The sequence below is a fragment of the Hymenobacter mucosus genome, from assembly GCF_900188255.1.
Taxonomy (GTDB): Bacteria; Bacteroidota; Bacteroidia; order Cytophagales; family Hymenobacteraceae; genus Hymenobacter; species Hymenobacter mucosus.
Genome location: NZ_FZNS01000011.1, coordinates 81,635 through 94,450 on the forward strand (window position 1 = coordinate 81,635; position 12,816 = coordinate 94,450).

A 12,816-nucleotide genomic window follows, 5' to 3' on the forward strand; every position below is an offset into this window, starting at 1 on the left:
TGCCCGCACTTCGCCCCCACTCCATTCAGGGGGCGGGTAGTTTCGTGGCATGGGGTTTATCGACCTGAAAGAAGTTGCTCAATTGAACGCCGAAGGGCAGTACGACCGCGTGACGTACTACCACGATACGACTACGTTCAAGGATAGCTCCCGGCGTGACGTCAACTTCAGCCCCCGCCGGTTTGATACCGTATCCGCCCCTCCGTATCCAACGCTACTCGGTTCCTATTGCAAGGGAACCGAGCTGGTGGAAGTCTACCACGCCGACGCACAGAATGGGCGCTCCCGCCTCGTCTTTACCGCCAATTCGCCGCAGTGTGCGGTAGCAGGTGGTGGGACGGGAGAGGGAGAAGGCGCCACCACGAGCGTTCACCCCGGCAATGACCGCAACGCCCCGGTAGGAGGGATTCTGCTGCGTCGGCTCTACCGGGCGGCCGTTTCGGGTGGGGTGGATGTGTTTCGCTACACCGATAAGTACTACGTTCCTTCCACCCGCTCTGATGTAGAGGTCGTCTCTACGCGCAACGAAGAGCGACGCCTACCGGATTACTACCGCCCCACCACGGAAATCATTGACCGCTGGTGCGCGGACTACGGTATTGCTCCGTTTACAGAGATCCGCGTGACCCACGGCGGGGAGGGAGCCAGCTTACGCACCCCAGTTGACAACGTGAGTACCTGCACGGTGCCGCCCTGCTCGTTTGCCCTAGCCCTGGGCAGAACCGTAGCAGCGGGCCCGTTGGGGCGGGGCGCCCAAGAACTACTCCCCTTGCGCAATACGGGGGAGGTGGTGTACACCCTGGGCAGTCCCGACAACCCCGAACAGCCCGAAGGCTACTTTGAATCCCTCCCCGTGGGGCGGTACGTGGGGTACGGACGGGAGACCCGCGACAATGGGTGCCGGGCCAGCCTGCCGTTTCGGGTAACGGCAACGTACGGGCCCCGCTACCGGATGCCCTACCGGGATTTTGACAACACAGCCTGCGAACTCTTCTTTGATTTTCGCGGCTACACGGGCCTTACCGAAGACCTACTAGGGCAGTCCAACGCGTGCAGCCTGGACTATCCCCAAGGAAGCAACCACGTGGTCGATAATGCCTTGCGGGGGTCAAGCATTGATATTCGGGTGCTCATCACCGAGCGCAATCAACTACTGGATACCTACTCCTCTGATGAGCGGTACGTACGCCTGCGCCTGCTGCGGGACGGCATAGAATGCTGGCGTGGGTGGCTCTTACCTGGGCAATATGATATTGCTCACCTGTCTCCGCCTAACGAGTTTAACTTAATGGGCACGGATGGGCTAGGCGCGTTAGCGGGGGTGCCGTTCGCTGATCCGGCGGGCAACCTACTCACGGGGCAGTGGACGGCCTTACAGGTGGTGTTGCACTGCCTTAATCGACTAGAATTAGACCTGCCGATTCACGTCCTTGATACGCTCTACCCCCAGGAAGCCAGCACCCAAGAGAGTTCATTTACGCAGTTTTCCGTCGATGTAGCCTCGTACCGAACCGACAAGGGGAAGGCGATGAGCTGCGAGCAAGTATTACGGCACCTACTGGATAGCCGCGGGGCAAGGATCTACCAAGACCCGTTTGTGCGGTGCTGGCGACTGGAGCGATTAACTGATTTGTCCATCACCCCCATGCAGTACTTCGCCTACTCGGCGGATGGGGAGCGGCTGCCGGACCCTGAACCAGAAGTACTGTTCTACTCTATTTCGCAACCTCCCCCAAATGATGATGGCGGGCCCTTCTACGTGGGCGGGCAGCAGCGCAAAGCTTTTTTGGAAGCCGTTGGCCGGGTGGAAATTACGGCTGAACCAGGAGAGCTACTCAACCTACTGGGCACGAGTGTGCGGTGGGCAGAAAAGGATTTTGACGAGGCGGGTAAGCCCGTGGGCTGGGGTGGCTCAGCTCCAACGGCGCGCGCCCTCCCGCTTAAAAAATCCGACCCCAACGGGCTGCGGTTGCAGGGCTCGATTACCGGCCCGCCCGGCTTGTATATCCAAACGCCTCCCACCATTCCGCTGGTCTCGCCTCCGCATCCGGTGGGCCCCTTGCACGTGACGATTACGGCGCGCATCGTGGCCGTGGGAGGAACCATGTCAGAGAATTTAGACTACGCCGCCCTGCCCCGCATGCAGGTAGCCGTGCGGCAGGGGTCTACGTGGCTGGCCGTGGGTAACTCGGGCACGAGTGAAACCCAAGTGTTTACGCAACCAATGGTATTTGATGCCACGGATAAGGACATCACGATTCAGTTGAACGCCTACTCCAAACCTGGCTTACTGGCTGAACCGGTGGTTGTTCGTTTGTATCAGATTACCCGCGGCTCGGCGCCCCGCTACGATGTGGAAATCACCAAGCTCGCGTTGGAGTGGGAGGGAAGCTACTACGCCCGCGAAAACTACCAAGACTCCATCGAAGAAATATCCGACGCCTTATTCACCTTAGAGGACAAAGCGCTTACGCTCTTTCACACGGATACACCGGGCGCTCGTTTACAAGGCACCATGCTTGGCCCTACAGGGCTGCCTACTTCCGCTTGGTTTCAGCGTGATGCACTTACTACCCTTACAACGCTGCCTGCTGTTTTGCTTGCTGAGCGGGCTCAACTCCAAGCAACGCCAGTAGGAAAGCTCACCGGCACCCTACGTGGGCGGGTGCATCCGTGCGCCCTGCTCACCGACCCGCAGGAACTGACCCCTACGGTTTACCTCATCACCGCGGCCACCATCAACGACGTGGATGCCACCACTGAGTTCACGGCGGTGGAGCTGCTGTCGCTCGGGCTGCCGGCCGCTGAACCCAACGGGCTACTCGTCACCGAAGATGAGGACCCAATCCTTCTCCAATCCGGCGGGTACGCACTAGCGGAAGATGGCGACGGAGAATAGAAAGATTTCGGAGTTTCAGTACAAGTCCGAGCTAGATGCAACGGACTTTATTCCTGGGATAGACCTAGAGAATCCTGACCCAGCGAAGCAGAACGTCAAGTACCCCCCCACAGCGGTTGCCCGCTACGTCAACCCCCTGTTTCAGCGGGCCAACGCCTCGCAGGTGCAGATTGGCCTAGAGCAGCGCGACAACCAAGAGCAGGACGGCTATACCGTTGTGGAGCTACTTGCTCCGGTGGGTGGGGCGGCGCTCGGCCTGTACTTCTCCTACGACAGCGCAAGCCAGCTGCAAAAGCGCCTGGTCTACACCCATTCGTACACGGGCAATCCCTACACGACGGAGTGGAACGAAATGGGAGGGGAGCGCAGCGCCCGCCGGTTCACCTCCACCAGGGACTATCAACAAGATGAGTTGGTTCGGTATGCAATCGCGGGGCAGGATCGGTTTTTCTCGGCCACACAAGAACTGCTCCGCACCAACTACGACGGTGGGGAAGTCCCCGCGCCCACGGGACTGCTAGATGATGTGAACTGGCAGGAAGTCAGCGGGGCGGCGCCCGCTCCGCTGTTTGTGGTGGCTGATGAAGCGTTTGTGCAAGCCCAAGCCCTACTCGGGAAACTTGTACCCGGTCTGCTCTACCGCATCACCAACCGCGTGGACGACCCCTTGGTGGACGTGCTCGCGGTAGCGTTTACTTCCTCTGCCTTCGCCGCGCAGGAAGCCTACGAGGTAGCCTCTGATGCGAATGAGCCTTTGTTTCCTGTGGCCTACGCGCTATCCACGGGGCTTACCTCGGCGCGCATGGGTGGCGCGGGCGGGGGAGAGAGTACGTTCCTGGCCGATATTCCCGTGTCGCTGAGCAACGGCAAAACCCTGGGCAAATATCCCAACGGGTCTACTATTCCAGCGCTAGGAAAATCCTTCGAGCAAGTACTGCGGGACATTGCCATTGAGGACATTTATCCGACCTATTCCACGGCAAGCGAAAGCATTCAGCAATCCGCGGCTAGTGATGGGGAGGTAGGCGAATCCCTACCCAACACCCTCACGGCTCGATTCAACCAAGGCGACGCGGGAGCACTAGAGGAACACCGCATCTATCTAAACGATCAGTTAGTGGAAGGCGGCGCGGATTTCGACAATCCGTTTTCCGTGCAGGTCAACATGACACGCACCTTGGCGCCTCAGCGCATCTACGCCCGCGCGGATTACGCCGCGGGCCCGCGCAAACCGGTTCTCCCTTCGGGGCGCTTAGACGAGCGGACGCCCCAAGTGCGCAATTCTAGCGCTCCCCAAGCAGCAGAAGCGAATCTACAGAGTGGTACGCTCTTCTTTAGCGGTCGTTGGAAAAGCTATGTCGGCACATCTACAGCAACGAGTCTAGACATGGCGGGCCTGCTTGCGCTAGGCGGGGGGGTGTTGCAAAGCGGCCGCAGCAGAACCGTAACCGGCGTAACCGCGGCCAGTGGGCAGTACCTCTACTACGCCTACGAAGCCAGCGCAGGCGACCTAACCAATATCATCCTAGACGGCGCCGCCCCCGTGCTAGGCGCCTTTCAAAAACTAGCTGATGTGCGTGGACAGAACGTCCACGGAGTGCCCGTGACCATGCGCGTGTACCGCAGCAACGCGCCCAATGCTTTCCTCAACAACTCGCTGGCCTTCTCGTAATGTCCATTAAACGCCCTGATTTATACGAGCACCAAAACGACGACCTCGCCATTGTCGATAGCGACGGGGTGCGGGGTGGGCGGCGCGTTGTTGCCAGCCGGGCGGAGCTGTATGCGCTAGTTGAGAAGGCGGATCAGCTTAAGCAAGACGTAAGCATTGTTCGCATTCTCTCGGACTCAGAGAACAGCAACACGCCGACAGAAGTCCTGCTCGTTGACGACGCGAACATTGGGACTGCGGCCGGGTGGCAGTTGTATGCAACGGGTGGAACTGATGGGACGCCCACGGACCCGGGCGCCGACTTCGTGCTGTACACGGGCACGGGGCAGAACACCGATGGGGCCATGACCCAAAAGGCCACCACGGACGCACTTAACGGGAAAGCAAATAGCGAGCACACCCACCCGGCCGAACAGGTAACCGGGCTGGGAAGAGTTGCCTACACGAATGATTACAACGATCTAGCCAACAAGCCGACTATCCCCACGGGGGAGGACGCCCCGCTGGTGGTAACCATCACCTACGCGGCGCTGGTTGCGCTGGCGGAAAACCGGGCCATCGTACCCGGGCAAACCTACCGCATCACCAACCGCCCTGCGCACACGGATGACCATGCTGGTGCGATTGTGTGGGCCAGCTTTGATGAGCCGTACCCAGGCTATGCTCACCTAGCTAGAGTAGAAGGAGTAGAGGAAGTATTCTTTTACTACGTTCCCAGTGATACCCTCACCGAGCGCACCGATGTACGCAACGGCTGGCGGGATTTACCCCGAACTGCCAACGATAGCACGACCATTGAGGCGTTTTTCGATGCTCGCTACACCGTAGGAGTTCCGTTCCCGGACTTTGCTCCTGGGGTATTCAAGAAAGGTACAGGCACCTACAATCCGGTTGATACTTTCTCGTACCGGGCCAAGCAAGACCTAAACGCGACGGCAGCCCCCGGTTCTTATAATAACTGGTCCCAGTTCTGGACGCGCCTTGGCTATGATGATTCGGTACTTGCTCCCGTTGCCAAATCGAATAGCTACAACGACCTGGCGAATAAGCCGACTATTCCGGCTCCTTACAATGATTCGGAGCTACGGAACCTAGCCACGGGGGCTCGGCAGGACGCCAACACCGCTATTAGCCTAGCCTACGCATCGTTTCGGGGGTGGGGGTTCCGGCAAGCTCTCCCTATTTACTCGCACGACCTGGAGAGTCTACTCGAAGACCCCCGCATGCGGTTTGGCACCATTGAGCAATTAGTTAGCCACTACGATGTAAGCCGGGATGTGCTCACTACGCAAGTAGAAGGCTTCAACGGCAATGACAACGTGCTGTATCTCAACGGCCACACCCTGCAACTACCGGCGGTGGTGCGGGACGTGCGCTTGGCGGGCGACGGAGGAAGCGTACTCCCCCATCCTACGGGCGCTTTCCGCGTGCCAGGTACCCGGCTGTTTAATTCCATCATCAACGATACCACATTCAAGCCAGAGGGTGGGCAGTTCCACCTCTACGGGACCAGTCTTGTTCCCATCAACCGCCCCACCCAGCCGTGGTACGCAGGTACGAACGGGGGAACCATCATCCTAGACGCGGGGTGCGCAGAACCAAAGCACCCCGAACCAGCCGCGGGAACCAGCAACGTGCAGGTAGCACGCCCACCCCGGCCAGTGAATTACTGGTTCGCTTACCAAGCAGGCCAAGCTACCTATCCACTGCTAGCTGGGACACTATCTGTGCACGCCGTGGTGGCTGACAAGAACGAAAGCCTCTTTGAGGACGACGGCCATTTCACGCTGAACCTCGCGGGTAGCCTACCTACCATGACGCTATCAGCGGGTGTGCTAGCCGAGCTAAACCCAGGGGATAAGGTGCATACGATGCTCTGGACAACAGGTGCCCGCCCGGCTACCGTGGTAACACCACCAGTAGACCCGCCAGCAACAGGGAATAGCTACGTGGAAGACGACTATGTAGACGACGATTACGTGGACTGATATGGCCTTTGGAGATAAACAAAAGAAGCTTCTAGCCACAGGAATTACCCTCACGGCCCGCAATAATGGAATTACCCTGCTCGCCAATGCGGGCTTTATCAACCTCATCGCCTTACACGACTAAGTATGTTTTACAGAGATGTTCTTGGTCGCAAGCTGACCAAAGAGGAAGTAGACGCCAATTTTCGGGAGTTGGTACAGTCTATTGCAGACGGGCTAAGTAGCCTTCCGCCCCCAGTAGCCGGTGGTGGGACTGACGGCAAGTACTACGCCTCCGCTGCGGGTGCTGTCGGCGGGGCCAACTTCCTGACCGGAGCCGTGCCCGACGCCGACGACACGGCGATACTACAGTCCTTGCTCAGTATCAACGGGCCGAAGCACATTGTCATTGACCGCGTGTGCCCCACGTCAGCGCCGCTGAAGCTCAACTCCGATACGACGCTTGAATTCATCAACGGCGGGGCCATCGTACTGAAGCCTAACTCCAACTGCAACGTGTTGGAGGATGCAACCTATAGCACACAAGCAGGCGTGTACACCACTAAAAACTTGTCGTTTATCAACCTGCGAGTGAACGGCAACGGCTACAGCAACGGTGCCTTCCAGCAAATCCACCACCGGTCCGATGGCTGGAATGTGGGGCTGCGCCTAGCGGGCGTAGAGAACGTGGTGCTGGTTAATCCGTGGATGCGCAACTGCCGCACGTTCTGCTCCTTCATTAACAACTTCCACGCCGTGCGCGTGATGGGAGCCTTTGCCGACCAGCCAAAAGAGGCGCCCTACGGCAATCTGGATGGCTTCAAGTTCTGCGGCCCCTACAATGATTTGCGGGTAGTAGGCTTGCGGGGCTACACCAAGGACGATATTCTGAGCTGCGTGGCCTGTGACGTATGGGTGCCTACCGCCGCCCAACTCCCCGCTGGCGGCAACGAAACCAACACGGGGGTAGACTCCCGCGCTACCTACGGCCGCGCCACCAATGGCTATATCAGCAACCTGGTGTTTGAAGATACGGCCATGTGCGTGCGGGTGATGAGCAAGAATAGCCTGCTGGACAACCACACGTTCGAGAATGTCAGCGGCTCCACCCAAGGCGGGGTATTCCTGATTGACAACTTCACCATCGGGGGGCAAAGCCCAAACTTTCTCTACGACAATGCCCCCGGCGATGGAGGGGGCAACCTAAGTACCCTCACCTTTAAGAATGTAAACGTAAGCGGCTTGGTGGGGCAGAATAGCCTCGGCTTTTTTGCCCTCGGTGGCCGCATTCGGGATGTGGAGTTTATCGACTGTCACTTCCTGGATACTAGTTCTAGTGAGCCCTTTATCCGGGTACACGGCACGGGGCAAATCAACAACTTGCGGGCGCAGGTGAAAGCCTACAGTGGCAGTGGTGCCACGGTAGACGTGATTCGTTCCAGCGGACAGATTGCCAACCTGTTTCTCAACGCGATCAGCTACGAGCGGCCGGGGTCGGCCAACAACTCGGCTATCTTCCGGCAGGAAGCCGGCAGCACGGGCCGCATTGTAACCAATGGATTGTACGCCAAGAATACGGGGGCTCATATCGCTTGGAGTGGGGGCAGCATCGGCTTAGTTCACACGGTAGGGGCCGGTGGCACGGGGCTACTCAGTGGGCACGGACATATCGACTTGGGCGGTAAAACACTCGCTGCGGCGAATATGAGCGGGTTTGATCCGTATTTCACGACCCATCATAACGGCTCCATTACCCTGACGCGGGGAGATGCCTTCAGCACTTCCACCAGCGGCGGTGGCACCACCCCGCCCGCGGGCAGCGCGCCCACAGCACTGGACATCACGGCCACGCCAGGCGATGGGCAGGTGACGATTCAGGCCAGCGGCGGCCAAGGCGCCACCTCGTATGCGCTCTATAGAGGCACCAACAGCAGTGGCATACTGCTCTCCACCAGCTTTCCTTATACCGATACAGGACGTGCCAACGGCACCCCGGTTACCTACTACGCCACCGCCACCAACGCCAACGGCACGGTATCGGATACGGCAACAGCCACGCCGCAAACAGGAGCTACGCCCCCGCCGCCACCACAGGAGGGGGATAACGTGGGGACGTATCCCACGAATGCCCTGGTGGCACACTGGTCGTTTGAGGAAACCAGCGGTGACTACGCGTCCCGCGTTGGTTCTCACACGCTCACGCGCTCCAATAACCCCGCCAGCACTACGGACGGTAAGTTTGGGCGCGGGGTTTCATTCGACCGCAACCTGCAGCAACGCCTGCTCGGCGGCTCGAATATCAACCTGGGTACTGGCTTTACCCTGTGCGGGTGGATGAAAATCAACGACACGGCCACGCAAATCCTGCTCTCCAAGTGGACCGATGGCAATACAGCAAGGCAGGAGTTTGTCTTCTACCAAGACGGCGGTAAGCTCAAGTTTAATATACGTGCTACGGGCAGTGGCACCGACGCCTACCGGGAAAGTGAGTGCCTGGCCCCCGCCGCAGGGCAACGGGTGTTCGTGGCCTTGCGCTTCAACGGCCAAAACAGCTACGTAACTACCAACGCAGAAGCCCCTGGTGCAGTCGTTACGACGATAGTTAGTCAAGACTTGGTGACCCCGCTAATGCCTCCCTCGTCTACCCCCTTTGCCGTGGGTGGGTATTCAGAATCGACGGACATCACCATGAACGGCATCTGGGATGAACTCTCTTACTACAGCCGCCCGCTGATTGAAAACGAGCTGCTCTACCTCTACAACAACGGCGCTGGCCGAGCCTTCCCCGCCTAATTCTACCTGGTACGCTCGGCACTACTACGGTGGTGCTGAGCTGCCCCCTCTCTACGATCACACCTAGCGCCTTCTGTGCCACCCTTATACCCACCGGCCCGCCTGGGTCGTGACACATGTTCAAAGAAATATGGCCCTACTTAATCCCCTTTATTAGTTCTCTCCTCAGCGCTGGGGTGGGGTACTGGCTAGCTGGCCGCAACCGGGCTATTGCTGAGACTAGTGCGCAGAAGGAGAAGCGCGAGAAAGCTGAAAAGGAGCAAACTGCCGAAGTCGCTGCCTTACGTGGGGTGTACACCACCTTGGCTGCCTCTTTTGAAGAGCGCAAACGACTGGCCGATGCCGCCCGCACGGAAGACAAGCTCAAGTTCGAAAGCGACTTGGCCGCCGTCACAGGCATTCTCAAAGAGTTCACCGAAGCCCAACGCCTATTAACTGGGATTGCGACCAACGTCGCCAACCACGAAAAGCGCCTAGACCGGCACGAAGCGGACTTCCGCCACTACAACGACACGCTCGACACCATTCGCGACCACCTAAACCAGCTGGCCTTGCGCGCCGGCCCCCGTCATGCTCCGTAACACGCCCGAACCCTCGTACCGCCAAGCACTGCGCGAAGTGGCCGCCGATCTGGCCGGACAGCGCGACCAACTCCTGCGCGTGCACGGCACGCTGGCCCTGCGCATTGGCGACCTCACGCAACCCCTGGCCCTCGAAGCGGCCTTGTTCACCTCCGCCCACGGTATGGAAGGAGTGCAGATGGCCCTGCTTCCTTCCCCGCACGGGGCGACATACTCCCATATGAGTGTCGTGGGTCGGGTGGGGGTGCGGTGCGAGAAAGTAAGCGTACACCACCACGTTCGCATTTACGTGCTCCAAGGGAGACTGCGCTGGTGGCAAGCCAATACCGGCAATCAAGCGCGCGAAGTAGTAGCTGGGCAGACCCTTGAGATAGCCCCGCATGAGGAGCACGGCTTTGAAGTGCTAGAAGAATACCATTCCTATAACGTGTTCACCCCGCCACTATGAGGGATCTGCCTACGCTGCCACCGGGGCAGTTGCATCTACTAGGAATTGTCCTGCTATGCTTTCTGGTGGTGTTTGTCGTGCCTCGCTTAGGACTTCTAAAGACCTGGCGCGACATCACCGTGGATACCCGCACGGGTCATACCGTCGCCAAAGACTTGTTCAAGGCCACCGCCTTTTACGTGGGCGTGAGCCTGTGCTGCTTCATTGCCTATGCAGACTTCAATAAAGGTCGCCCCATTAGCCCCGAGCCAGCCTTATTTCTATTAGCCTACTCCCTTGGGGCAGCGGGGCTGAAGGTGTACGAGAACTACGCCAACCGCAAAACGGCCACCGATGCGGGGCAACCCCTCACAGAGCCGGGCTACTCGCCCCCCATTCCAATGCCGCAAGTTCCTAACCCTAACGTGCCACCAGCACCACCTACTTCATGAAACAACTACTCTACGTCCTTAAGCGTGACCGCCTAGAAATACGGGAGGCATGGCGCCTAACTGATAAAAGGCCACTGTGTCTATCCTTATTATACCTGGCGATTATCCTGTGCCTGCTGCTTGCCAGCTGTAGCACCGCCCGCCGTGCCGCCCGCAAGGAAGCGAAGGCCGCCCGCGCCCTTCCCACGACCACGGTAACCAAGGTGGTCCAGCCATCGGGAGACACAACCACGGTACGTGTGACTACCCCACCCAAAACAGGGGCCGGCAGAGTACTAGCCAAGGTATTTGGCAAGAAGCCCGCGCAGGTGCAGACGCTGGGCAGCACCATCATCCTGCCACGGAATAATAAGAAAGGCGCTATCAGTATTAATACGGGCTCCGGTACGGCCACCGCAACTATGGTCGGCAAGGTCAAGGCTCCCACGGCTATTGGGGATAGTGCCGTCGCGCAGGACTACACCAAACAAGGCCAGCGGGGCGGGGCCGCCGCGAGTGGGAGGGGAGCCACGGCCACGAATACTCAGTCGAAAGGCATTAGCCCCTGGGTGTTCCTAATTCCAGCGGCGCTTTATGGGGTGTGGTACCTACTCGCGGGTACGCTGTGGGGGAAACTTCAGGTGTGGTTACCCGCCCGCAGTAGGTGGAAGTGGGTGCTTGGAGTACTGGTTGTGCTAGTGGTTGGGTTCCTTTTACTCTTCTAAGTATATGCTCACGTTGCCTAGCAAGTACGTGTGGTTGCTCCGGGAGGGGGCACCCAAGATTCTAGTGGAAGCCTTGAAGCTGTACGGCACCCGCGAAATCGTTGGCGCGCAGCACAGCCCCGAGATACTAGCGTGGGCTCGAAAACTAGGTATGAGCCGCGACTACACGATGGACGAAACGCCGTGGTGTGGCCTATTTATGGCGGTTTGTGCCGCGAATGCCGGGTACACCCCCGCCCGCATTGCCCTGCGTGCCAAAGACTGGCTGAATTGGGGGCGCCCGGTAGGGCAGCCCATGCTCGGGGATGCCATTATCTATACCCGGGTAGGGGGTGGGCACGTCGGGCTGTACGTGGGAGAGGACACCACCCATTATCATACGCTCGGTGGAAACCAGGGAAATGCGGTGTGCATTGCCCGCCTACCCAAATCGGCCGCCGTGGGTTTCCGGCGCTCCCCCTTCCAAGTAGGACAACCCCCCAATGTTCGGCGCATCTTCCTGCAAAGCACGGGGGTAGCTGCTCCCGTTTCCGTGGTTTAATTCTTCACTCCTTACTCTCTTACTCGTATGAACTCCTTCTTTCGTTGGCTGCCTATCTGGCTTGTATTTGTTGTCTTTGCCCTGCTGTTGTGGGGTATCTCGCTCTTGGACTTGCCGGAAGGTGCTCCTAGGGTACTCGCCTTTCTGGTGTGGTTCGCCCTCTTTCTAGGGACGTGGTACACGTCCTATAAAGCGCATAAGTCGTGAACTGGCTGCCCTTGGTACTGACCCTCTGTGCAACAGCCGCGTACGCCAACGCCTGCGCCGGAGAGGATGCCTACTTGATTGCCCGCAACTATGATGTGTCGCATCTATGGCAAGCGCGGCAACGGGGTATTGCGCTAGGGTTCTTTACCCTCCTGGCGTATTCTACCTTGCTCGTACGCCTAACGGACTGGTGGCAGGTACTAGCACCTGTGGCTGCGTTTGGCGCCGCCTTGAGCTTCTTTGGGTTACTCTTTGACCTGTACCTAAATAAGCGCCGGGGGCTAGCCTGGCACTACACCGGTACGGACCTAAGTACAGCCGCAACGGATAAGAAGGTAGCCCAACTGGGAATCAGCGGGCCGGTATTCGTTGGCTTAAAGGCGGTCTGCGTGGTGTTGTGCTCTGTACTTGCGGTGGTGCTGGCAACGTAGTAGCGTTATCCCCTTTGTGTCTCATACCCAAACTCCGCCCCATCTGCTCGTAACAGGTGGGGCGGAGTATTATACTTTGATGGCTGAAAGTATAATAACGTGTTTCTTATTCTATCTTACCCTCTATGGCCCGGTACGCACG

At 58.7% G+C, this 12,816-nt stretch carries 12 protein-coding genes; all 12 read left to right on the forward strand.

Annotated features, from left to right (window positions below; translation table 11 throughout):
• Nucleotides 1-49 precede the first annotated feature (49 nt).
• Entirely contained in the window at nt 50-2,899 is a 2,850-nt protein-coding gene (locus CHB83_RS19835) for a hypothetical protein (RefSeq protein WP_089333943.1), read from the forward strand.
• On the forward strand, nt 2,883-4,571 hold the full coding sequence (locus tag CHB83_RS19840) for a hypothetical protein (protein ID WP_089333944.1): 1,689 nt from the start codon (nt 2,883-2,885) through the stop codon (nt 4,569-4,571). The genes CHB83_RS19835 and CHB83_RS19840 overlap by 17 nt, the downstream gene beginning before the upstream one ends.
• Nucleotides 4,571-6,559 carry a hypothetical protein gene (locus tag CHB83_RS19845; protein WP_089333945.1) on the forward strand — a complete coding sequence of 663 codons (1,989 nt, stop codon included), beginning with the start codon at nt 4,571-4,573 and terminating at the stop codon, nt 6,557-6,559. The genes CHB83_RS19840 and CHB83_RS19845 overlap by 1 nt, the downstream gene beginning before the upstream one ends.
• 1 nt (nt 6,560) lies before the next feature.
• Nucleotides 6,561-6,683: a hypothetical protein gene (locus CHB83_RS24250; RefSeq protein ID WP_262490739.1), complete on the forward strand. Its 123-nt coding sequence runs from the start codon at nt 6,561-6,563 to the stop codon at nt 6,681-6,683.
• A 2-nt stretch (nt 6,684-6,685) separates the two neighbouring features.
• Nucleotides 6,686-9,331, forward strand: coding sequence for a LamG domain-containing protein (locus CHB83_RS19850; RefSeq protein WP_089333946.1), 2,646 nt, complete (start codon nt 6,686-6,688; stop codon nt 9,329-9,331).
• 116 nt (nt 9,332-9,447) lie between these two features.
• Nucleotides 9,448-9,912 (forward strand): hypothetical protein, encoded by a 465-nt coding sequence (locus CHB83_RS19855; RefSeq protein ID WP_089333947.1) that lies wholly within the window; start codon nt 9,448-9,450, stop codon nt 9,910-9,912.
• Complete coding sequence (locus CHB83_RS19860) at nt 9,902-10,360, forward strand: cupin domain-containing protein (protein WP_089333948.1); 459 nt, start codon at nt 9,902-9,904, stop codon at nt 10,358-10,360. Before CHB83_RS19855 ends, CHB83_RS19860 begins: the two co-directional genes overlap by 11 nt.
• A complete protein-coding gene (locus tag CHB83_RS19865) occupies nt 10,357-10,791 on the forward strand; it encodes a hypothetical protein (protein WP_089333949.1) in 435 nt (144 codons plus the stop codon). Before CHB83_RS19860 ends, CHB83_RS19865 begins: the two co-directional genes overlap by 4 nt.
• The gene (locus CHB83_RS19870) at nt 10,788-11,495 is read left to right on the forward strand and encodes a hypothetical protein (RefSeq protein WP_089333950.1); all 708 of its coding nucleotides are present in this window, start codon (nt 10,788-10,790) and stop codon (nt 11,493-11,495) included. The genes CHB83_RS19865 and CHB83_RS19870 overlap by 4 nt, the downstream gene beginning before the upstream one ends.
• Nucleotides 11,496-11,499: 4 nt before the next feature.
• The gene (locus tag CHB83_RS19875; protein WP_089333951.1) at nt 11,500-12,036 is read left to right on the forward strand and encodes a TIGR02594 family protein; all 537 of its coding nucleotides are present in this window, start codon (nt 11,500-11,502) and stop codon (nt 12,034-12,036) included.
• A 27-nt stretch (nt 12,037-12,063) separates the two neighbouring features.
• Nucleotides 12,064-12,243 (forward strand): hypothetical protein, encoded by a 180-nt coding sequence (locus CHB83_RS19880; RefSeq protein ID WP_089333952.1) that lies wholly within the window; start codon nt 12,064-12,066, stop codon nt 12,241-12,243.
• Nucleotides 12,240-12,674, forward strand: coding sequence for a hypothetical protein (locus CHB83_RS19885; protein ID WP_089333953.1), 435 nt, complete (start codon nt 12,240-12,242; stop codon nt 12,672-12,674). Before CHB83_RS19880 ends, CHB83_RS19885 begins: the two co-directional genes overlap by 4 nt.
• Nucleotides 12,675-12,816 lie beyond the last annotated feature (142 nt).

Coding starts and splice junctions, on each gene's coding strand:
- CHB83_RS19865 (WP_089333949.1), top strand. CDS start 10,357: ATGAGGGATCTGCCTACGCTGCCACCGGGGCAGTTGCATCTACTAGGA.
- CHB83_RS24250 (WP_262490739.1), top strand. CDS start 6,561: ATGGCCTTTGGAGATAAACAAAAGAAGCTTCTAGCCACAGGAATTACC.
- CHB83_RS19835 (WP_089333943.1), top strand. CDS start 50: ATGGGGTTTATCGACCTGAAAGAAGTTGCTCAATTGAACGCCGAAGGG.
- CHB83_RS19845 (WP_089333945.1), top strand. CDS start 4,571: ATGTCCATTAAACGCCCTGATTTATACGAGCACCAAAACGACGACCTC.
- CHB83_RS19870 (WP_089333950.1), top strand. CDS start 10,788: ATGAAACAACTACTCTACGTCCTTAAGCGTGACCGCCTAGAAATACGG.
- CHB83_RS19840 (WP_089333944.1), top strand. CDS start 2,883: ATGGCGACGGAGAATAGAAAGATTTCGGAGTTTCAGTACAAGTCCGAG.
- CHB83_RS19860 (WP_089333948.1), top strand. CDS start 9,902: ATGCTCCGTAACACGCCCGAACCCTCGTACCGCCAAGCACTGCGCGAA.
- CHB83_RS19855 (WP_089333947.1), top strand. CDS start 9,448: ATGTTCAAAGAAATATGGCCCTACTTAATCCCCTTTATTAGTTCTCTC.
- CHB83_RS19875 (WP_089333951.1), top strand. CDS start 11,500: ATGCTCACGTTGCCTAGCAAGTACGTGTGGTTGCTCCGGGAGGGGGCA.
- CHB83_RS19850 (WP_089333946.1), top strand. CDS start 6,686: ATGTTTTACAGAGATGTTCTTGGTCGCAAGCTGACCAAAGAGGAAGTA.
- CHB83_RS19880 (WP_089333952.1), top strand. CDS start 12,064: ATGAACTCCTTCTTTCGTTGGCTGCCTATCTGGCTTGTATTTGTTGTC.